Annotated in this window: 15 protein-coding genes; 7 read left to right on the top strand and 8 right to left on the bottom strand. The window is 58.1% G+C overall.

Features of this window, described 5'->3' with window-relative positions; translation table 11 throughout:
• Positions 1-110: 110 nt before the first annotated feature.
• The 4 genes from ACDZ94_RS12410 to ACDZ94_RS12425 form a co-directional block, all read right to left on the bottom strand.
• Positions 111-1739: an ABC transporter substrate-binding protein gene (locus ACDZ94_RS12410; RefSeq protein WP_064450683.1), complete on the bottom strand. Its 1629-nt coding sequence runs from the start codon at positions 1737-1739 to the stop codon at positions 111-113.
• 258 nt (positions 1740-1997) lie between these two features.
• Positions 1998-3599: an ABC transporter substrate-binding protein gene (locus ACDZ94_RS12415; RefSeq protein ID WP_432750222.1), complete on the bottom strand. Its 1602-nt coding sequence runs from the start codon at positions 3597-3599 to the stop codon at positions 1998-2000.
• Between the two features lie 116 nt (positions 3600-3715).
• Complete coding sequence (locus ACDZ94_RS12420; protein WP_262667022.1) at positions 3716-7048, bottom strand: dermonecrotic toxin domain-containing protein; 3333 nt, start codon at positions 7046-7048, stop codon at positions 3716-3718.
• 189 nt (positions 7049-7237) lie between these two features.
• Complete coding sequence (locus tag ACDZ94_RS12425) at positions 7238-7951, bottom strand: SIMPL domain-containing protein (RefSeq protein WP_064450685.1); 714 nt, start codon at positions 7949-7951, stop codon at positions 7238-7240.
• Positions 7952-8156: 205 nt separating this feature from the next.
• On the opposite strand from ACDZ94_RS12425, the gene ACDZ94_RS12430 reads away from it, so the two are divergent.
• The 3 genes from ACDZ94_RS12430 to ACDZ94_RS12440 all read left to right on the top strand — a co-directional run bounded on the left by ACDZ94_RS12430 (position 8157) and on the right by ACDZ94_RS12440 (position 11796).
• On the top strand, positions 8157-9419 hold the full coding sequence (locus ACDZ94_RS12430) for an ATP-binding protein (RefSeq protein WP_064450686.1): 1263 nt from the start codon (positions 8157-8159) through the stop codon (positions 9417-9419).
• On the top strand, positions 9412-9972 hold the full coding sequence (locus ACDZ94_RS12435) for a response regulator transcription factor (RefSeq protein ID WP_003171731.1): 561 nt from the start codon (positions 9412-9414) through the stop codon (positions 9970-9972). The genes ACDZ94_RS12430 and ACDZ94_RS12435 overlap by 8 nt, the downstream gene beginning before the upstream one ends.
• Before the next feature lie 99 nt (positions 9973-10071).
• A complete protein-coding gene (locus ACDZ94_RS12440) occupies positions 10072-11796 on the top strand; it encodes an ABC transporter ATP-binding protein/permease (protein WP_064450687.1) in 1725 nt (574 codons plus the stop codon).
• 194 nt (positions 11797-11990) lie between these two features.
• Here ACDZ94_RS12440 and ACDZ94_RS12445 read toward each other — a convergent pair whose 3' ends face one another.
• The gene (locus ACDZ94_RS12445) at positions 11991-12428 is read right to left on the bottom strand and encodes a YhcB family protein (RefSeq protein ID WP_064450688.1); all 438 of its coding nucleotides are present in this window, start codon (positions 12426-12428) and stop codon (positions 11991-11993) included.
• A gap of 147 nt (positions 12429-12575) precedes the next feature.
• Between ACDZ94_RS12445 and ACDZ94_RS12450 the strand changes: the two genes are divergently transcribed.
• From ACDZ94_RS12450 to zapE, 3 genes are all read left to right on the top strand, one after another.
• A complete protein-coding gene (locus ACDZ94_RS12450; protein WP_064450689.1) occupies positions 12576-13205 on the top strand; it encodes an alpha/beta hydrolase in 630 nt (209 codons plus the stop codon).
• Between the two features lie 24 nt (positions 13206-13229).
• Positions 13230-14585 (top strand): tryptophan--tRNA ligase, encoded by a 1356-nt coding sequence (locus tag ACDZ94_RS12455; protein ID WP_221293943.1) that lies wholly within the window; start codon positions 13230-13232, stop codon positions 14583-14585.
• Between the two features lie 79 nt (positions 14586-14664).
• Positions 14665-15759, top strand: a complete 1095-nt coding sequence (zapE, locus tag ACDZ94_RS12460; RefSeq protein WP_012722199.1) for a cell division protein ZapE — start codon at positions 14665-14667, stop codon at positions 15757-15759.
• A 63-nt stretch (positions 15760-15822) separates the two neighbouring features.
• Here zapE and ACDZ94_RS12465 read toward each other — a convergent pair whose 3' ends face one another.
• Together ACDZ94_RS12465 and ACDZ94_RS12470 are read right to left on the bottom strand one after the other, a co-directional pair.
• Entirely contained in the window at positions 15823-16074 is a 252-nt protein-coding gene (locus tag ACDZ94_RS12465; protein WP_064450691.1) for a hypothetical protein, read from the bottom strand.
• 270 nt (positions 16075-16344) lie between these two features.
• Positions 16345-17265 (bottom strand): GlxA family transcriptional regulator, encoded by a 921-nt coding sequence (locus tag ACDZ94_RS12470; protein WP_432751498.1) that lies wholly within the window; start codon positions 17263-17265, stop codon positions 16345-16347.
• A 220-nt stretch (positions 17266-17485) separates the two neighbouring features.
• On the opposite strand from ACDZ94_RS12470, the gene ACDZ94_RS12475 reads away from it, so the two are divergent.
• Positions 17486-18622, top strand: a complete 1137-nt coding sequence (locus ACDZ94_RS12475) for an acyl-CoA dehydrogenase family protein (protein ID WP_064450693.1) — start codon at positions 17486-17488, stop codon at positions 18620-18622.
• A gap of 117 nt (positions 18623-18739) precedes the next feature.
• Here ACDZ94_RS12475 and ACDZ94_RS12480 read toward each other — a convergent pair whose 3' ends face one another.
• Positions 18740-19780, bottom strand: a complete 1041-nt coding sequence (locus ACDZ94_RS12480; protein ID WP_064450694.1) for an NADP(H)-dependent aldo-keto reductase — start codon at positions 19778-19780, stop codon at positions 18740-18742.
• Positions 19781-19899 lie beyond the last annotated feature (119 nt).

Here is a 19899-nt window from a genome sequence, read left to right on the forward strand (position 1 = left end):
ACGTCGCGGCTCATTGCTGTAAGACGCAATGAGTTTTGTCGTGGTCTGTTTCCTACGGTCCAGGCGGATGCAATAACGGCGACGTTATGAAGCGTCGCCGTTATTAATCCTTACTTGCCGCTTACGCTCACGCCGTAGAAGGAGTTCAAGCCAAACGGGCTGATCTTGAAGTCCTGAACGGTGTTGCGCATGGGTTGATACACCGTCGAGTGCGCGATAGGTGTCATCGGGACTGCATCTTTGAGGATATGTTGCGCCTGCTTGTACAGCTCGGTGCGTTTGGTGACATCCGAAGTGGCCTTGGCTTCTTTCACGATGCCGTCGAATTTCTTGTCACACCATTTGGAGAAGTTGTTACCGGCCAGCGAATCGCAGCCGAACAGCACGTTCAGCCAGTTGTCCGGGTCACCATTGTCGCCGCTCCAGCCAATGATCATGGCCTGGTTCTCGCCGCCCTTGGAGCGCTTGATGTACTCGCCCCACTCGTAGCTAACGATGTTGACCTTCAGGCCGATCTGTTTCCAGTCGTTCTGCAGCATCTCGGCCATCAGCTTGGCGTTCGGGTTGTATGGACGTTGAACCGGCATCGCCCACAGGGTGATTTCGGTGCCTTCCTTGACGCCTGCTTCCTTGAGCAAAGCCTTGGCTTTGGTCACATCGTACGGGGCGTCCTTGATGGTGGTGTCGTAGGACCACTGGGTCGGCGGCATGGCGTTGACGGCCAGTTGGCCTGCGCCCTGATACACGGAGTCGATGATCTGCTGCTTGTTCACCGACATGTCCAGCGCTTCACGCACACGCAGGTCGGAGAGCGGGTTGGCAGCGGTCTGGCCTTTGAGAACCGGCATTACGTTGTAAGCGATGTAGCCCAGGTTGAAACCGGCCTGGTGCGGCAGTTTCAGATCCTTGTCTTCACCCAGCGCCTTGAGGTCGGCCGGACGTGGGAACAGGGTCACCTGGCATTCGTTTTTCTTGAGTTTCTGGATACGCACCGACGGGTCGGTGGTGATAGCGAAGATCAGGTTGTCGATCTTCACGTCTTCAGGTTTCCAGTAATCCTTGTTGCCGGTGTAACGGATGTTCGAGTCTTTCTGGTAGCTCTTGAACACGAACGGGCCAGTGCCGATTGGCTTCTGGTTGATGTCCTGTGCCTTGCCTTCTTTCAACAGCTGGGCTGCGTATTCAGCCGACTGGATCGAAGCGAAGCTCATCGCCAGGTTCTGGATGAAAGCCGCGTCCACGGTGCCAAGGGTGAACTTGACGGTGTGGTCATCGACTTTTTCGATGTTCTTGATGTTGGTGTCCATCCCCATGTCCGTGAAGTACGGGAACTCGGTGGGGTAGGCTTTGCGGAACGGGTCGTCCTTGTTGATCATGCGGTTGAACGTGAACAGCACGTCATCGGCATTGAAGGTACGGGTCGGCTTGAAGTACGAGGTGGTGTGGAACTTGACACCGTCGCGCAAGTGGAAGGTGTACGTCAGGCCATCCGGGGACACGTCCCAGGTGGTGGCCAGCCCAGGAACCACAGCGGTGCCGCCGCGTTCGAACTGGGTCAGACGGTTGAACATGGTTTCGGCCGAAGCATCGAAGTCTGTTCCGGTGGTGTACTGGCCTGGATCAAAACCGGCCGGGCTCCCTTCGGAGCAGAACACCAGGTTAGTCGCCGCTTGGGCGAAAGGGGCTGCGGCCATAAGGCCAGCACTAACTAAAAGCGGAATGACTGCGTGTTTAAGCATGTTGGCCTCATGATTTGTTGTCATTTTTGGTGGTGAGGGCGACCTCGTGAGTCGGCCTGCGGATACTTATGCAGGGGCCATACCCATTGCAAGATGCTGAACCGTTGCAAGAGGCAAAGTGTGGTACGAACGTACAGGAATGTCGCATTTATGAAAGTTTGTACATAAATGCATATATATAGAGGGTTTTTTCGGTGCATTCGTCGCACCAAAAAGGCCCAACCGAAGCGTCTGGCGCACTCGGTTGGGGCGCAGCTGTTACTTATCTAGACTGACACCATAAAACGGCGTCAGGCCAAAAGGACTGATCTTGAAGTCCTGCACTTCTTTTCGAATAGGCTGGAAAACCGTCGAGTTAGCGATAGGTGTTATAGGTACTTGTTCCTTAAGGATTTTCTGCGCCTGTTGATACCACTTGATGCGCTGCTCGCGGTCGCTGCTGAGCTTGGCCTGCTGCACAAGTTTGTCGTAGGCCGGGTTACACCATTTCGCATAATTGCTGCCCTTGACCGCAGCACAACTGTAGAGCACGCCGAGCCAGTTATCCGGATCGCCGTTGTCGCCGGTCCAGCCATAAATCATCGCGTCGTGCTCGCCATTTTTGGCGCGTTTGATGTATTCGCCCCATTCGTAGCTGATTATGTTGGCTTTGATACCGACCTTCTCCCAATCCTGCTGGATCATTTGTGCTGACATTCGCGCGTTGGGGTTGGAGGCGCGCTGCACAGTCATCGCCCACAAATTGATGGTGGTACCTGGTGCAACCCCTGCTTCTTTTAGTAGCGCCCGAGCCTTGGTCGGGTCGTAGGGCGCGTCCTTGATATTTGGGTCGTAAGACCACTGCGCCGGTGGCAGTGCGTTCTGCGCCAATTGTCCGGCGCTTTGGTAAACAGCCTTGATGATTGCTGGCTTGTCGATGGCCATGTCGAGGGCCTGGCGCACTTTGAGCTGGTCCAGCGGCGGGTGAGTCACGTTGTAGGCCAGGAAGCCCAGGTTGAAACCGGCTTGTTGCAGCACGCGCAGGTTCGGGTCCTGTTTCATCACTTCAATGTCGGCAGGCCGTGGGTAACCGCTGACCTGGCATTCGCCGGCCTTGAGTTTCTGCAACCGCGACGCCGCGTCCGGGGTGATCGCGAACACCAGGTTGTCGAGCTTCACGTCCTCGTGCTTCCAATACTGTTTATTGGCGACGTAGCGGATCTGCGAGTCCTTCTGGTAGCGCTTGAACACAAATGGCCCGGTGCCCACCGGTTTTTGGTTGATGTCCTCTGCCTTGCCTTCTTTCAACAGTTGGGCCGCATATTCGGCCGATTGCACCGAGGCAAAGCTCATGGCCAGGTTCTGCACAAACGAGGCATCGACATTGTTCAGGCTGAAACGCACGGTGTGCTCGTCGAGTTTGTCGACGCTTTTGATCGTGGTGTTCAAGCCCATATCTGTGAAGTAGGGCGACTCGGACGGGTAAGCCTTGCGGAATGGGCTTTGGGCATCCAAAAGCCGGTTGAAGGTGAACAGCACATCATCCGCGTTGAAGTCGCGGGTAGGGGTGAAGTAGTCGGTGGTGTGGAACTTGACGCCATCGCGCAGGTGGAAGGTGTAGCTCAGGCCATCGTTGGACACATCCCAGCTGGTTGCCAGGCCAGGTTCGACTTCGGTGCCGCCACGCTTGAACTGGGTCAGGCGGTTGAACACGGTTTCGGCGGAGGCATCAAAGTCGGTACCGCTGGTGTACTGGCTGGGGTCGAAGCCGGCGGGGCTGGCTTCGGAGCAGTAGACCAGGGTGCTGGCCGCTTGGGCCAGCGGCATGAAGGCCAAGAGGCCAGCAGCGAGGAGGAGCGGTTTTAAGGCGATTCTTTCCATGGAGACCCCTGAAGTGGCAGGCGTATAAAGCTGCCCAAACGAAAACGGCGGTCACCGAGGTTACCGCCGTTCTTGTGACTCAGGTAGAGATTAGCGTCTCAATTGCTGTGAGTAGCTTATTGGGCCGGGCCTCCTGGCAGCGTTGCCTCGAGCTGAGTCGGGGCCATCTCCTGGATGATGTAGGGGTTGTCTGATACTTCGTTGCCCAAGCTGACGAGAAAGGTTCGGCTGCTGGTCATTTTCATATCTGAAACAGGCTTCATCTCGTCACCGCTCAAATCATTCACATCCCATTGGGCGGCGACTTTGACGCGGGCTTCGTTTTTGACGGGGTCATATTCTACCGAGTAAGTAGCGGTGCTCACTTTCGGGCTATAGCCGTCTTTTAAAGTACTGATCAACTCGATAGTGGCGGGCTCGACCGAGCCTTGATGGGCGACCTCGGAAATTCGCGAGCGCATAGCCGCATCGGGAATCGCACTCTCGAACTGTTTAAGCCTATTGAGTCGGATCGTTTCTGCAGAGTCGCCGTGGGCATCCAGACTGAAGTGAAGCTCGCCGTGTTCTGTCAGTTTAGTGACTGAGTAGTCAGAGCGGTTAAGGTCAAGAATGAAGTTGTGCGAATAGTTGCTGTCGCTGTAAGGCGTAGCGATAGCCTTCTCAGATTCAAGCAGTGTGAATTCCTGTTTGGGGGCGCTCCAGGTAAGCACCAACTTTCTTTTGAGTTCGCCATTTTCTTCATATCCTTTTGTCGACGGCAAGAAGGGTTTTGCTTCATCAACTTTTAGCAGTGCGTCAAATCTCTCCGATTGCTTTACCGCCGGCTCATCGAAGTCTGCGAACAAGTCAGAGAATTTCGGCGTCAGGTTTTCACTCGGCGTTGGCGAAGGCGTACCTGTCCATGGCCACAGTCGAAGGCCTCCATCGGCAGGTGCGCGCTCCCATTGAGCATCGCGACCCGGTGTTATCACCATCAGCCCCGCGCCGTTATCCGGATTAATGATTCTGGCAAAGGCGTCGCCGGACCGGTAACGACCCGATATTTCAAATATACGGCTCGTTTCTGTTTCATCGGTAAAGCGCACGAATTGGCGGAATGTCCCCTTACTGTCAGTCATTCGATAAACACCGAGTGCGTCTCGAGTAGCATTCTTTATCAATGCCTCACCGTCAGGGACTGCATGTTGCGCCACGCGGATAAGTGACTCGGATCTCGGCAAGGGTTGCGGCACAGGCGCGTTGACGACAGAACTGTTACCGGAGGACGGTCCTGGCCGTGGCTCCTGGATTTCATTGGCGGTCGGTGGAATCAGCGGCTCTGCGGGCGGTAATTTTGTCTCGGGAGGCAGGGCAAACGGGTCTTCAGGGACTGCGCTCGCCCCGACTGAGAACAGGGTATTCAACAAACCATCGAATGCCTTGGAGGCACCGTCCTTGCGTTCCGCCTGCGTGTCGCCGGACGAGGCTTTTTCTGCTCCTAACGCCAGTTCGGTTAACCCTGCGAGCACGGCCGCAGCGGCAACCGGTGCAGCGATGGGGGCAAGTTTGGCCAACAAGCCGGCGGCCACGGTGATGTCGTTCAGCCAAGTGTCGCGGATCACTTCGCTGTTGGACTTGATGACAACGTCAGCATCACTCTGCATGCGCTCTTTGGTGGCGAATGCCAGCGCGGCGAACACATCCCCCTCAATATTCGAGTGGCTGTCATTGATCACCGTATCTTTCAGTGCCCCGGTGGCCATTTTATCGAAAAGGGTATTCAGGCCCTCTTTCTTGTCGGCTATATGCGTGAGCCACAGAAATGGCACCACTCCGGATGCTGCCCGTGTGCCAAAACTGGCTTCATGGTCCTGACGGTAGATCAACGGAAAATGTGAGAGCAAGGCTTCCCGCTTTTTGGGATGCTTGCTTTGGTCAATCACCCATTTCTCCAGCTTTGCCAGGGAGTCGAACCTCAGATAGGCCGGCACGTTTCCAGGTATGGAAACCACCTGCCGGCCATCGGCAGCGCTGAAGCGCACAATATCGTTGGACGTAAAGCCATGGATGCTAAGGGCATTCGCCTGAACGATGCCCTTCACCGGCGCCATGGCCATGAGTTGTTCGACGCTGAGCGGTGCATTTTCGTCGAGGGAAAGGTTGGAGACTGCCCCCATCACCAGGCGGTAGTCGTCACGCGTGAATTGTTGCTCGGGCGGTTGCAGCTTGCGCTCAGCCGGTGAACGGGCTTCTGCCGCCTTCAATTGCTTGCGGGCCTGGTAAACGAACTCGCCCTTGATCGCCGTCTCATAGCCACTGGTATGAGCGCGCCAGAAATGATCGATTTTCTGGGTCATCCCGGTTTGGAAGTCGGTCTTCCAACTCTCATGCATCACCGCGGAGGGGGCGAGGGCGAATTGGTTGTGGGCGCCGTACCCGCCCTGTGTGCTTTGACCGGCCCCGACCGTGTATAAACCCGTTTCCTGATCCAGAGTGCCGGGAATCCAGTCGTGTTCGGAGAAGTTTTTCAGCAGGGCATCCGGCAGGCGTAATGAGGAGTAGGGCTCCTCAAAAGTGTGCTCCCAGCCTGTTACGGTGTTCGCGCTGCTCGCGCTCCTGAAACGGTTCAAATAGATCGTGTCAGCATCGACCACGTTGCCCGTCAACTTGAGAATCAGCGCTTCTGCCCACTTCTTGGCTTCTGCCCGCGTATCGGGCAGGTTGTTGGCGACGTCGACCGCCAAAAGCTTGTAATCCAGTGCCGCGGGGGCGGTGCTGTAGAACTTGCCGGCACTCTGTATTTGCGCTTGCATCGCGTCTTCTGAGCGGCGGCTGGCAGGGCGTAATTGGTCATCAGGCGGGATAGGGTCGAACGCATCTTTGGGGGCCAGTTGGTTGAATTGCGCCCGCGCAAAGGCGGCGGATTGCGGGAATGGAACACCTTGGAAGTGTGCCACTACCTTTGGATGGACTTGAAGGAAGCCATCATGTTGTTCCACCCGCAAATCACCACTTTTTCCGGGTGCGATCACGCTGGCGGTCGCCAGCAATGCCGCTGAGATTTGTCCCCAGCCCGACGTGTCCGTAAGGCTGAAAGTTTTCTTTTTTCCCTCCACTTCAGCGGACAAGGTGCCTGTTGAGGGGGCGACCGAAAACTGGCCGATGTCGTGGATTCCTTGTCTAAACAGCCATCCATTGAGAGCGGGTTGTCGCACGTGCGCATCATATAATTCAAGCCATTGGCCCAAGGTACTCTGTCTCGGAACACTGACCAGTCTGGGCGAGGTGTGCAGCGCCAGGCGATTCACCTGCTCAAGGTAAGCTTTGAGCAGCTGTGTTTCATGAGGGTTAACCGTTTTTTCGGCTGAGCGTTGGGGCGCTTGCGTGGTTTGCGCTTCGGTTTTCGGCGGCGCATAGACAGGTAGGTTTTCCTGTAACTGAGGAGGTGTCCGATTGAGATATACGGTCATGAATTCGGTTCTCGTGAAGTAAGAGGATGTCGGCGTGCGCCGTTGCATTAACTCTGTAGTGAGAACCGGGCATTTGATTCCATATGGGTCTGTGGCTGGATATGAGGGACTACAGACGGTGTCGCTGGGTCTTACAAAAAAAACGGCGCTAACCCTCAAGGCCGCGCCGTTTTTCTGTTTCGAAAAGCCTTACTGCAGGACTTCAATCACGCCGTCGGCGCTCATGTTCACCTGACTGGTCCCAGCCTCCACTTCCGGCGTCGGCGCCGAATCCATCATGGCCGCTTTCATCATCATCCCGCCGTTTCGGGCGTACGGTTGTGGATAACCGTTGGTGTTGAAGTTCAAATTGACGATCTTGTAACCCTTGCCGCCCAGTGCGTCGGTGGCCAGTTGAGCGCGTGCCTTGAAGGCGGCAACCGCGTCTTTGAGCAACGCATCTTCGCTGGCCTTACGTGTGGTGTCGGCGATGGCGAAGTCCATGTTTTCCATTTTCAGGGTGTTCAGCAGATCGCCGGTGAGCTTGGACAGCGCCGGGAAGTCGGCGCTTTCCAGGCGCAGTTCAGCGCGTTCACGCCAGCCGGTGATCTTCTGGTTCTTGTTGTCGTAGATCGGGTAGCTGTTGCGGCTGCCCTGACGCAAGGTCACGCCTTTGACTTCACGAGCCTCGCCCAGGGCCTTGTTCATGGTCGTGGTGATTTCAGCGGCAAGCTTGGCCGGGTCGGCGTTTTGCGATTCGGTGTAGAGGGTGACGATCATCTTGTCGCGGGCAACTTCCTGGCTGACCTCGGCACGCAGGGAAATCTGGTTGTAATTCAGCGCATCGGCGGCCATGGCGGGAAGGCTGGCCAGGGCGCTGGCGCTGAGGGTGATAACGGCTGCACTGCGAGTGAAACGAGACATGGAAGCTCCTTGGGATATTCGTGTTCGGTATGACTGTAGACGGTGATGTCGGGTTCTTCGGGTTTACACATTCGCTACAAGTTGTGGGGATGCCGACGAACGGTCGTTTGCGCGGCCTGCGTCAAAGAGCCACACACGTCATGCCAGGCGGCCTGCTTCGTTTATACTCCTGCCGATCCGCCTGCAGCGCTCACCGGGAGAGCTCATGCTCGCCGCCGTAAAACTGACTTCCGCCACACGCCAGAACCTCTGGCGCCTGACGTTCATTCGCACCCTGGTACTGGCCGCACAGGCTGGCTCCGTCGGGCTCGCGTATTGGTTCGACCTGCTGCCGTTGCCCTGGCTGCAACTGGCCGTGACCCTCGGCTTCTCCATCGTGCTGTGTGTGTTTACGGCCATCCGCCTGCGCACCACGTGGCCGGTGACTGAGCTGGAATACGCCCTGCAATTGGCCTGCGACCTGTTTATCCACAGTGTGTTGCTGTATTTCTCCGGTGGTTCCACCAACCCGTTTGTTTCTTATTACCTGGTGCCACTGACCATCGCCGCGGTGACTTTGCCGTGGCGCTACTCGGTGGTGCTGTCGGGTATTGCGCTGACCCTGTACACCTTGTTGCTGGCACAGTTTTATCCATTGCAGACGTTCCCCATCGCGCGGGAAAACCTGCAGATCTACGGGATGTGGCTGAGTTTCGCCCTGTCCGCTGCAGTGATTACCTTCTTCGCTGCACGCATGGCCGAAGAACTGCGTCGCCAGGAAGAGTTGCGCGCCATTCGCCGCGAAGAAGGCCTGCGCGACCAGCAATTGCTGGCCGTCGCCACTCAGGCTGCCGGCGCCGCCCATGAATTGGGTACGCCGCTGGCGACCATGAGCGTGCTGCTCAATGAAATGGTCCAGGACCATCACGACCCAGCCCTGCAGGATGACCTGAGCGTGCTGCAGGAACAGGTCAAGCAATGTAAACAGACCTTGCAGCAACTGGTGCGTGCCGCTGAAGCCAATCGCCGCCTGGCCGTGGAGATGCAGGACGTGACCCAGTGGCTCGACGAAGCCCTGAACCGTTGGCACCTGATGCGCCCCGAAGCCAGTTACCGTTTCAACCTGCTGGGCCAGGGCAGCGTGCCACGCATGGCGCCACCACCGGACCTGACCCAGGCGCTGCTCAACCTGTTGAACAATGCTGCTGACGCCTGCCCCGAAGGCCTGGGCGTACAGCTGGACTGGGATGCGGAAAACGTGACCATCAGCATTCGTGACCACGGCGCGGGCGTGCCGCTGGCCATTGCCGAGCAGATCGGCAAACCGTTCTTTACCACCAAGGGCAAAGGCTTCGGCCTGGGCCTGTTTTTGAGCAAGGCCAGCGTGACCCGCGCGGGCGGCTCAGTGAAGCTCTATAGTCATGAGGAAGGTGGCACGCTCACCGAGCTGCGCCTGCCCCGTGTCGCACGAGGAGATATCGATGAGTGACGAGATCCAAGTCGAAGGCGAAGAACTGCCGCACCTGTTGCTGGTAGATGACGACGCCACCTTTACCCGCGTCATGGCGCGCGCCATGAGCCGTCGTGGTTTTCGCGTGAGCACCGCAGGCTCCGCCGAAGAAGGCCTGACCATCGCTCAGGCTGACTTGCCGGACTACGCCGCGCTCGACCTGAAAATGGACGGCGACTCCGGCCTGGTGCTGCTGCCCAAGCTGCTGGAACTCGACCCGGAAATGCGCGTGGTGATCCTCACCGGTTATTCCAGCATTGCCACCGCTGTCGAGGCCATCAAGCGCGGCGCCTGCAACTACCTGTGCAAACCGGCGGACGCCGACGACGTGCTGGCAGCCTTGCTGTCCGAACACGCCGACCTCGATACCCTGGTGCCGGAAAACCCGATGTCGGTGGACCGCTTGCAGTGGGAACACATCCAGCGCGTGCTGACCGAACATGAGGGCAACATCTCCGCCACTGCCCGTGCCCTGGGCATGCACCGCCGCACCCTGCAACGCAAGCTGCAGAAGCGTCCGGTACGGCGCTGAACAAAGTCTGAACAATCTGCTTCAGGCAGCACGGCGCGCTGAACCGATCGTCTATGATCGGTTCAAACGCCTGTCATTTTCCCCTACCGAGCCTGAACGATGAATCAGAACGCTGAGTATTCCGCGGTCAACGACGCGGTGCGTGGGCAATTCTTCCGCCGAACCTGGGCGATGATCACGCCGTATTGGCGCAGTGAAGAGAAAGGCAAGGCCTGGTTGTTGCTGGGCGCGGTGATTGGCTTGTCGCTGTTCAGCGTGGCGATCTCCGTGTGGATCAACCACTGGTACAAGGATTTCTACAACGCTCTGGAGCACAAGGACACGGCTGCTTTCTGGCAACTGATCGGCTATTTCGGCGGTATCGCGGCCGTGGCCATTCTGGGTGCTGTCTACCGCCTCTACCTGACCCAGATGCTGACCATCCGCTGGCGTGCCTGGCTCACCGAAAAGCATTTTGCACGTTGGCTCGCCGACAAGAACTACTACCAGCTGGAGCAGGGTGGGTACACCGATAACCCGGACCAGCGGATTTCCGAAGACCTCAATAACTTCACCTCGAACACGTTGAGCCTGGGCCTCGGGCTGCTGCGCAATGTCGTCAGCCTCGTGTCGTTCTCGATTATTTTGTGGGGTGTTTCCGGCAGTATCGAGGTGTTTGGCTTCACCATCCCGGGTTATATGTTCTGGTGCGCATTGGTCTATGCCGGTGTCGGCAGCTGGTTGACTCACCTGATCGGTCGTCGCTTGATTGGCCTGAGCAACCAGCAACAACGCTTCGAAGCAGACCTGCGTTTCTCCATGGTGCGTGTGCGTGAAAACGCGGAGAGCATCGCCCTGTACAACGGCGAGCCGAATGAAAGACAGCGCTTGAGCACACGCTTCAGTAAAGTCTGGCACAACTTCTGGGACATCATGAAAGTGTCCAAGCGCCTGACCTTCTTCACCGCCGGCTACGAACAGATCGCAATCATCTTCCCTTTCATGGTTGCGGCGCCGCGCTATTTCGCCGGCAAGATCGAACTGGGCGAGCTGATGCAAATCAACTCCGCGTTTGGCAATGTGCAGGGCAACTTCAGTTGGTTCATCAGTGCCTATGCCGACCTGGCCAGCTGGCGTGCAACCAGTGACCGTCTGCTCAGCTTCCACCAGGCTATGAGTGAAAACGAACAGCGTACTCCAGCCATCGATGTGCGCCCTGAGGGCGAGCGGTTGGTGGTGCAGGATCTGGGCATGGACCTGGCCGACGGCCGCCACTTGCTCACCGACGCCGACATGACCGTAGAGCCGGGTCAGCGTGTGATGCTCAGTGGGCGTTCCGGCAGTGGTAAAAGTACGCTGCTGCGTGCGATGGGGCACTTGTGGCCAGCGGGGCATGGCAGCATTCGCCTGCCGGCTGCGCGTTACCTGTTCCTGCCGCAGAAACCCTACCTGCCGATTGGGACCTTGAAGGCCGTATTGAGTTATCCACAGGACGACAGCGTCTACCCGGCGCAACGTTATGCACAGGTCCTGGAAACCTGCCGCTTGCCGCACCTGGTCGCGCGCCTGGACGAGGCCAACCACTGGCAACGTATGCTCTCGCCGGGTGAGCAGCAGCGTTTGGCCTTTGCCCGCGCGTTGTTGTTCGCGCCGCAGTGGCTGTACATGGACGAAGCCACCTCGGCGATGGATGAAGAGGATGAGGCGACGTTGTATCAAGCGCTGATCGATGAATTGCCGGGGCTGAGCATCGTCAGCGTCGGTCATCGCAGCAGCCTCAAGCGCTTCCATGGGCGGCATGTGCGGATCGAGAGTGGGTTGTTGCAGGAGCAGCAATCGGCTTAAGGTCTTACGCGGTCAATGTGGGAGCGGGCTTGCTCGCGAATACGGTCTGTCAGTTACAGATGTTCAGACTGACCCACCGCTTTCGCGAGCAAGCCCGCTCCCACAGTGGATCTCCATTGTCCTGGCGAGTGAAGCCCACAAAAAAGCCCGGTTGATCATCGATCAACCGGGCTTTTTTAATGCTTGAACATGACTTACTTCTTCAAGCCGTACTGCTCATCCAGCATGCCAGGGGCGTTTGGCGTTTTTGGCGCGTAGTCCCGTGGTGGCTCCTGGTTTTCCCGCGGAGGGGTCAGGCGTTCCCGCGGTGTTTGCGGTGCATCGGAATGCAACGCGGCCAGCAGACGCTGACGGGTGATGTCGTCGAGGGCCAGGCGGTTAGCGCCATCGGCGAGGTGATCCTGTACTTCCTGGTAGCTCTGAGTGAGCTTCTTGACCAGGGTCGCGGTGCTGTTGAAGTGGGTAACAACCTCGTTCTGATAACTGTCAAAACGTTCCTGAATGTCATCCAACTGACGCTGCGTGCGGTTAGGCGCGGCATTCGGCAGCAGGCGGGCAACCAGGAATCCAATGGCGACACCGGCAACCAAGGCGAGAGTCGGCAACAACCAAACTAAGAGCGAGTGTTCCACGAGTCCTTCCTCTATAAACGGCTTTGCTTTACGTTAACGGCTCGGACCTGCGCTGTATACCGCGATTAAGCTCGCAATCATGCCATGCACAGACTTTTAGCTAGACGAGTCGACCCTTTGAGAGGTCACGGAGTTCATTCCTTGCTCATGCGTGAAACCCCCGTTTTGATCGATGGCCCGGTTGGCCAATTGGAAGCCCTGTACCTTGATCACCCCGAGCCACGTGGCCTGGCGCTGATCTGCCACCCTAACCCGGTGCAGGGCGGGACCATGCTCAATAAAGTCGTATCGACCCTGCAACGCACCGCCCGCGACGCCGGTTTGATTACTTTACGTTTCAATTACCGCGGTGTCGGTGCCAGCGCCGGTACCCACGATATGGCCACCGGTGAAGTGGACGATGCCGAAGCTGCTGCCAACTGGCTGCGGGAAAAGCACCCCGAACTGCCGATCACCTTGCTCGGTTTCTCGTTTGGCGGTTATGTGGCCGCCAGCCTCGGCGGGCGCCTGGAAGCCAAGGGCGAAAAACTCGCGCACCTGTTCATGGTCGCCGCTGCCGTGATGCGCCTGCGCGATACCGACGTGCTGCCCCAAGGCTGCCCATTGACCCTGATCCAGCCGGAAACCGACGAAGTGGTCGACCCTCAGGTCGTCTACGAGTGGTCCGCTGCCTTGAAACGCCCCCATGAGCTGCTGAAAGTGGCAGAATGCGGGCACTTTTTTCATGGCAAGCTCACCGATCTCAAGGATCTGGTGCTGCCGCGCCTCTCGAATTGATAGCAGTCTGATAAGCGATTACCCATGACGACTCGTACCCGTATCCTCACCGGCATCACCACCACCGGCACGCCGCACCTGGGCAACTACGCCGGTGCGATCCGCCCGGCGATTCTCGCCAGCCAGGACGCCAATGCCGACTCTTTCTACTTCCTGGCCGATTACCACGCCCTGATCAAATGCGATGACCCGCAGCGCATCCAGCGCTCGCGTATGGAAATTGCCGCGACCTGGCTGGCCGGTGGCCTGGATGTGAACCGGGTGACCTTCTACCGCCAGTCCGACATCCCGGAAATCCCCGAGCTGACCTGGCTGCTGACCTGTGTTGCCGCCAAGGGCCTGCTCAACCGTGCCCACGCCTATAAAGCGTCGGTGGACAAGAACGTCGAAAGCGGCGAAGACCCGGATGCGGGCATCACCATGGGCTTGTACAGCTACCCGGTGCTGATGGCGGCGGACATCCTGATGTTCAACGCACACAAGGTGCCGGTCGGCCGTGACCAGATCCAGCACGTGGAAATGGCCCGCGACATCGGCCAGCGTTTCAACCACCTGTTCGGCAACGGTAAAGAATTCTTCACCATGCCCGAGGCGTTGATCGAAGAAAGCGTCGCCACCTTGCCAGGCCTCGATGGCCGCAAGATGTCCAAGAGCTACGACAACACTATCCCGTTGTTCACCAGCGCCAAGGACATGAAAGACGCGATCTCGCGGATCGTCACCGACTCCCGCGCGCCCGGCGAAGCCAAGGACCCGGACAACTCGCACCTGTTCACCCTGTTCCAGGCGTTTGCCACCAAGGCCCAGGAAGCGGAATTGCGCAACGCATTGCTGGAAGGCCTGGGCTGGGGCGAGGCGAAGAGCCGTCTGTTCCAACTGCTGGACAATCAATTGGGCGAGGCGCGCGAGCGTTACCACCAGTTGATGTCGCGCCCCTCGGACATGGAAGACCTGCTGTTGATCGGCGCCAAGAAGGCCCGTGCCGTAGCGGCGCCGTTCCTGGCCGAGCTGCGTGAGGCGGTGGGCCTGCGTTCATTCGTCAATCAGGCCGCCGCGCCAGTTGTGGCCAAGAAGAAAGCCTCCAAAGCTGCACGCTTCGTAAGCTTTCGCGAAGACGACGGCAGTTTCCGCTTCCGCCTGTTGGCCGCTGACGGCGAGCAACTGCTGCTGTCGCGCAATTTTGCCGACGGCAAAGCGGCTGGCGCCGTGACCAAGCAATTGCAAAGCGGCGACGCGTTGGACGTGCGCACCGAAGCCCTGAGCTTCAGCGTATGGCTGGACGGCGCTGCGGTGGCCGACAGCGCCGAGTTCGCCGACGAAACGTTGCGCGATGCTGCCATCGCCGCCTTGCGCGTTGCGTTGACGCCTATCGAGGATTAACCCGACCAAGGGTTGATTGCCATTATCCAGGGCCGTCGTTACAGTGACGGCCCGTTTTTGTTGCCTTGCTAACGAAATTATGACGCCCCTAGAACGATATCAAGCTGATCTGAAACGCCCTGAATTCTTCCATGACGCGGCCCAGGAAACGGCGGTGCGTCATTTGCAGCGCCTGTACGATGACCTGGTCGCGGCCTCGCAAAGCAAGCCAGGGATGTTCAGCAAGCTGTTTGGCAAGAAAGACCACACGCCGGTCAAAGGCCTGTATTTCTGGGGTGGCGTGGGCCGGGGCAAGACGTACCTGGTCGACACCTTCTTTGAAGCGCTGCCGTTCAAGGAAAAGGTGCGTACGCACTTTCACCGCTTCATGAAGCGTGTGCACGAAGAAATGAAGACCCTGCCGGGTGAGAAAAACCCGCTGACCATCATCGCCAAGCGTTTCTCCGACGAAGCGCGGGTCATCTGCTTCGATGAGTTCTTCGTTTCCGACATCACCGACGCCATGATCCTTGGCACGCTGATGGAAGAACTGTTCAAGAACGGCGTGACCCTGGTCGCCACGTCGAACATCGTGCCTGACGGCTTGTACAAGGACGGCCTGCAACGTGCGCGCTTCCTGCCGGCCATCGCGCTGATCAAGCAGAACACCGAGATCGTCAACGTCGACAGTGGCGTTGATTACCGCCTGCGCCACCTTGAGCAAGCGGAGCTGTTCCACTTCCCGCTGAACGAAGCGGCGCACGAAAGCCTGAAAAAAAGCTTCCGCGCGCTGACGCCGGAATGCACCCAGGCGGTGGAAAACGACAAGTTGATGATCGAAAACCGCGAAATCATCGCGCTGCGTACCTGCGACGACGTGGCCTGGTTCGAATTCCGCCAATTGTGCGACGGGCCGCGTAGCCAGAACGATTACATCGAGCTGGGCAAAATCTTCCACGCGGTGATCCTGAGCGGCGTGGAACAGATGAGCGTCACCACCGACGACATCGCGCGCCGGTTTATCAACATGGTCGACGAATTCTACGACCGTAACGTCAAGCTGATCATCTCGGCCGAGGTCGAACTCAAGGACCTCTACACCGGCGGTCGCTTGAACTTCGAATTCCAGCGGACGCTGAGCCGCTTGCTCGAAATGCAATCCCACGAGTTCCTGTCGCGTGGGCATAAGCCGTAAGCCGATGTGATCCATATAAAAGGCCCGCTGCGATTGCGGGCCTTTTGTATTTTTTGGTGCGGGTTAAAAAGTGATCTGGTCTTCAGAGGGCGGCGCCGGTTGTACGAGGATCTTTTTGCTACCCTCTATCTTGTAGATCGCGCCGTCCGGACCCTTGACTAACGTGGAATCCTCCTCTTCCTCGTCCTTCTTCTTTTTCTTCAGCTCCTCCATTTTTTTATTCAACAGTTCAGTCTGTTTCTCTTTTGATTGACTTGCGCCTGTCTCGTTCGGCTGTACCGCCGGGCTGAAAGAGATGCTTCCTATGGATGACATGATTGAGTCTCCGTCCTAGTTTGAGCCAGTGGATTTAGAAAAGCCCTTTATGATCCGGAGAGAAGTCCGGCATAAATAGACGACTTTTACCTCGCTTAAAATGCCAGACGCCCAGGGAGCAGCGGGTCGTCTTCGTCCTGTCTAGCTGTAGGAATTGGAGGTCTTGCAGGCAGGTATTGCTTAAGGCCCTGGTAAGGCTGCATAGGGCTTTCAGTTCGACCCTGCACCATTGCGGTATGACAGGGTCGCTTGCATCGTCAGGTGCCGTACCTACGCGGCTTGCTGAAATTGCTGCCGGTATTGGTTCGGCGACAACTCCGTGTGTTGACGAAACAGCCGCGCAAAGAAGCTCGCATCGTCGTAACCCACCTCATAACTGATGGTCTTGATGCTCTTGCGGCTTCCCGAGAGCAGGCCTTTGGCCGTCTCGATACGCAGCCGTTGCAGGTAATGCAGCGGCTTGTCGCCGGTGGCGGTCTGAAAACGGCGCATGAAGTTGCGGATGCTCATGCCGTGTTCCCGGGCGACGTCTTCGAAGCGGAACTTGTCGGCGAAATGCTCTTCGAGCCAGTGCTGGATCTGCAGGATGATCACGTCCTGGTGCAGCTTCTGCCCACCAAAGCCGATACGCCCAGGCGCGTAGCTGCGCTGCACTTCGTAGAGGATGTCGCGGGCCACGGCCTGCGCGATGTTGGCGCCACAGAAACGTTCGATCAGGTAGATGTAGAGGTCGCACGCCGAGGTCGTGCCGCCGGCGCAATACAGGTTGTCGGCATCGGTGAGGTGCTTGTCCTGGTTGAGCTGTACCTGGGGGAAGCGTTCGCTGAAGGCATTGAAGAAACGCCAGTAGGTGGTCGCTTCCTTGCCATCGAGCAGGCCGGCTTCGGCCAGCCAGAACACGCCGGTGGCCTCGCCGCAAAGCACCGCGCCGCGGGCGTGTTGCTCGCGCAGCCAGGGCAGCACTTGGGGGTAACGGGTGCACAGCGCGTCGAAGTCATCCCAGAAGGCCGGCAACACGATGATGTCGGCGTTTTCCAGGCCGCCGCCCACCGGCATGATCACATCGCTGAAGCTGCGTACCGATTGCCCGTCGGGGCTGACCAGGCGTGTTTCAAACGCTGGGGTCAGGCCCAGGCCTTGCTGTTTGCCATAACGCAGGCTGGCGAGATGGAAGAAATCCTTGGCTTGCATGAGGGTTGAAGCGAATACCCGATCAATGGCCAAAATGCTGACGCGCCGCAGGGGCGTGGAGATTTGGTTAGACATAATTTCATTTATTCTTATAGGGGAAAGTGGTCACCAGACGGCTGGATCGTCTTATTTTTTGTCGCATGTGTCCAGTGTCCCGTGACGCCTTCGCGGCTTAGTCTCTGTGGGCTCGTCCTTGTCCGACAATCCACGCAGGTGACCCATGATCCCCAGAACCTTGTTCAGCTCGGAGCACGAACTCTTCCGCGAGAGCGTGCGCACCTTCCTCGAAAAACACGCCGCGCCGTTCCATGGGCAATGGGAGAAGCAGGGCTATATCGACCGTAGTCTGTGGAGCAAGGCGGGGGAGGCGGGGATGCTGTGTTCTCATCTGCCGGAGGAATATGGCGGCCTGGGTGCGGACTTTCTCTACAGTGCAGTGGTGATTGAGGAAATCAGCCGACTGGGGCTGACCGGCATCGGGTTTTCCCTGCATTCGGACATTGTGGCGCCCTACATCCTGCATTACGGCAGTGAAGCGCTGAAACAGAAGTACTTGCCCAAATTGATCTCCGGCGAGATGGTCACGGCCATCGCCATGACTGAGCCAGGCGCGGGTTCCGATCTGCAAGGCGTCAAGACCACTGCGGTATTGGACGGTGATGAGTATGTGATCAACGGTTCCAAGACCTTTATCACCAACGGCTTTCTCGCTGAGCTGGTGATCGTCGTGGCCAAGACCGACCCCAAGGCCGGTGCAAAGGGCACCAGCCTGTTTCTGGTGGAGGCTGATACGCCGGGCTTCGACAAGGGCAAGCGCCTGGAGAAGGTGGGCATGAAGGCCCAGGACACCTCGGAGCTGTTTTTCCAGGACGTGCGCGTGCCCAAGCAAAACCTGTTGGGCCAGGCCGGCATGGGCTTCGCGTATTTGATGCAGGAGTTGCCCCAGGAGCGCCTGACCGTGGCGATTGGCGCGCTGTCGTCAGCCGAGGCGGCGTTGCAATGGACCCTTGAATACACCCGTGAGCGCAAAGCGTTCGGCAAGGCAATTGCCGACTTCCAGAACACCCGGTTCAAGCTGGCGGAGATGGCCACCGAGATTCAGATCGGCCGCGTGTTTGTGGATAAATGCATGGCGTTGCATCTGGAGGGCAAGCTCGATGTGCCCACGGCGGCGATGGCCAAGTATTGGGCCACGGACCTTCAATGCAAGGTGCTCGACGAGTGCGTGCAGCTGCACGGTGGCTACGGCTTTATGTGGGAATACCCGATTGCCCGGGCCTGGGCCGATTCGCGGGTGCAGCGGATTTATGCGGGGACCAATGAGATCATGAAAGAGATTATTGCGCGGGCGCTTTGATGGATTTGTAGTGCTGCTCCGGGCCTCATCGCGGGCAAGCCCGGCTCCCACAATTTGATGTGTGAATACAGTCAAATGTGGGAGCTGGCTTGCCCGCGATAGCGGCTTAAGGATCAATCAAGGCGCTGGATTCGGATGGTCCTTCTGAATCGCCTCAATCCCTTCCAAAACCTCTTTCGACAGCTTCAGGTCGGCACTGGCAATGTTGCTGTCCAGTTGCTCCAGGCTCGTGGCGCCAATAATGTTGCTGGTCACGAACGGCTGTTGCGTCACGAACGCCAGCGCCATCTGCGCAGGGTCCAGGCCATGTTCCCGCGCCAGTGCCACATAACGGCTGCAGGCTGCTTCTGACTGCGGGTTGAAGTAACGACTGAAGCGGCTGTATTCGGTCAGGCGGGCTTTTGCCGGGCGGGCGCCGCCTTCGTATTTGCCGCTGAGCATGCCGAAAGCCAGCGGCGAGTAGGCCAGCAGGCCGCATTGCTCACGAATAGCGACTTCCGCCAGGCCCACTTCAAAGCTGCGGTTGAGCAGGTTGTAGGGGTTCTGGATCGACACCGCGCGGGTCCAGCCACGGGCTTCGGCCAGGGCCAGGAACTTCATGGTGCCCCACGGGGTTTCGTTGGACAGGCCGATGTGGCGGATCTTGCCGGCCTTCACCTGTTCGTCCAGTGCTTCGAGGGTTTCCTCCAGCGGGGTCAGGTCGTCTTCGTCCTTGTGCTTGTAGCTCAGTTGGCCGAAAAAGTTGGTGCTGCGCTCGGGCCAGTGCAACTGGTAGAGGTCGATCCAGTCGGTTTGCAGGCGCTTGAGGCTGGCATCCAGGGCGTCGACGATGTGCTTGCGGTTGTGGCGCAAGTGGCCGTCACGGATGTAATCAATGGTGTTGCCGGGGCCGGCGATCTTGCTGGCGAGGATCCAGTCGGCCCGGTCGCCACGGCTTTTGAAGTAATTACCGATATAGCGCTCGGTGGTGGCATAGGTGTCGGCCTTCGGCGGCACCGGGTACATTTCTGCTGTGTCGAGGAAGTTGATCCCCGCGGCCTTGGCCCGTTCGATCTGTGCAAAGGCCTCTGCCTCGCTGTTTTGCTCGCCCCAGGTCATGGTGCCCAAGGCTATCGCGCTTACATTCAGATCGGTGCGGCCCAGCTGTCGATAATCCATCGGGTACTCCTTCGGGGAAAACAATCATAAAAGCAGGTTGAATTTTTTTTCGCAATCTGCATAATTGCCCACCTCTTTCTGCAGTGGAAGTGATGCGCCGCCTGCCGAAGAATCTTGCC

It is taken from the genome of Pseudomonas sp. UBT (assembly GCF_050915955.1).
GTDB classification, from domain to species: Bacteria; Pseudomonadota; Gammaproteobacteria; order Pseudomonadales; family Pseudomonadaceae; genus Aquipseudomonas; species Aquipseudomonas antarctica_A.

Coding starts and splice junctions, on each gene's coding strand:
- ACDZ94_RS12410 (WP_064450683.1), bottom strand. CDS start 1,739: ATGCTTAAACACGCAGTCATTCCGCTTTTAGTTAGTGCTGGCCTTATG.
- ACDZ94_RS12420 (WP_262667022.1), bottom strand. CDS start 7,048: ATGACCGTATATCTCAATCGGACACCTCCTCAGTTACAGGAAAACCTA.
- ACDZ94_RS12450 (WP_064450689.1), top strand. CDS start 12,576: ATGCGTGAAACCCCCGTTTTGATCGATGGCCCGGTTGGCCAATTGGAA.
- ACDZ94_RS12430 (WP_064450686.1), top strand. CDS start 8,157: ATGCTCGCCGCCGTAAAACTGACTTCCGCCACACGCCAGAACCTCTGG.
- ACDZ94_RS12465 (WP_064450691.1), bottom strand. CDS start 16,074: ATGTCATCCATAGGAAGCATCTCTTTCAGCCCGGCGGTACAGCCGAAC.
- ACDZ94_RS12440 (WP_064450687.1), top strand. CDS start 10,072: ATGAATCAGAACGCTGAGTATTCCGCGGTCAACGACGCGGTGCGTGGG.
- ACDZ94_RS12425 (WP_064450685.1), bottom strand. CDS start 7,951: ATGTCTCGTTTCACTCGCAGTGCAGCCGTTATCACCCTCAGCGCCAGC.
- ACDZ94_RS12475 (WP_064450693.1), top strand. CDS start 17,486: ATGATCCCCAGAACCTTGTTCAGCTCGGAGCACGAACTCTTCCGCGAG.
- ACDZ94_RS12435 (WP_003171731.1), top strand. CDS start 9,412: ATGAGTGACGAGATCCAAGTCGAAGGCGAAGAACTGCCGCACCTGTTG.
- ACDZ94_RS12470 (WP_432751498.1), bottom strand. CDS start 17,265: ATGCAAGCCAAGGATTTCTTCCATCTCGCCAGCCTGCGTTATGGCAAA.
- ACDZ94_RS12480 (WP_064450694.1), bottom strand. CDS start 19,780: ATGGATTATCGACAGCTGGGCCGCACCGATCTGAATGTAAGCGCGATA.
- ACDZ94_RS12455 (WP_221293943.1), top strand. CDS start 13,230: ATGACGACTCGTACCCGTATCCTCACCGGCATCACCACCACCGGCACG.
- zapE (WP_012722199.1), top strand. CDS start 14,665: ATGACGCCCCTAGAACGATATCAAGCTGATCTGAAACGCCCTGAATTC.
- ACDZ94_RS12415 (WP_432750222.1), bottom strand. CDS start 3,599: ATGGAAAGAATCGCCTTAAAACCGCTCCTCCTCGCTGCTGGCCTCTTG.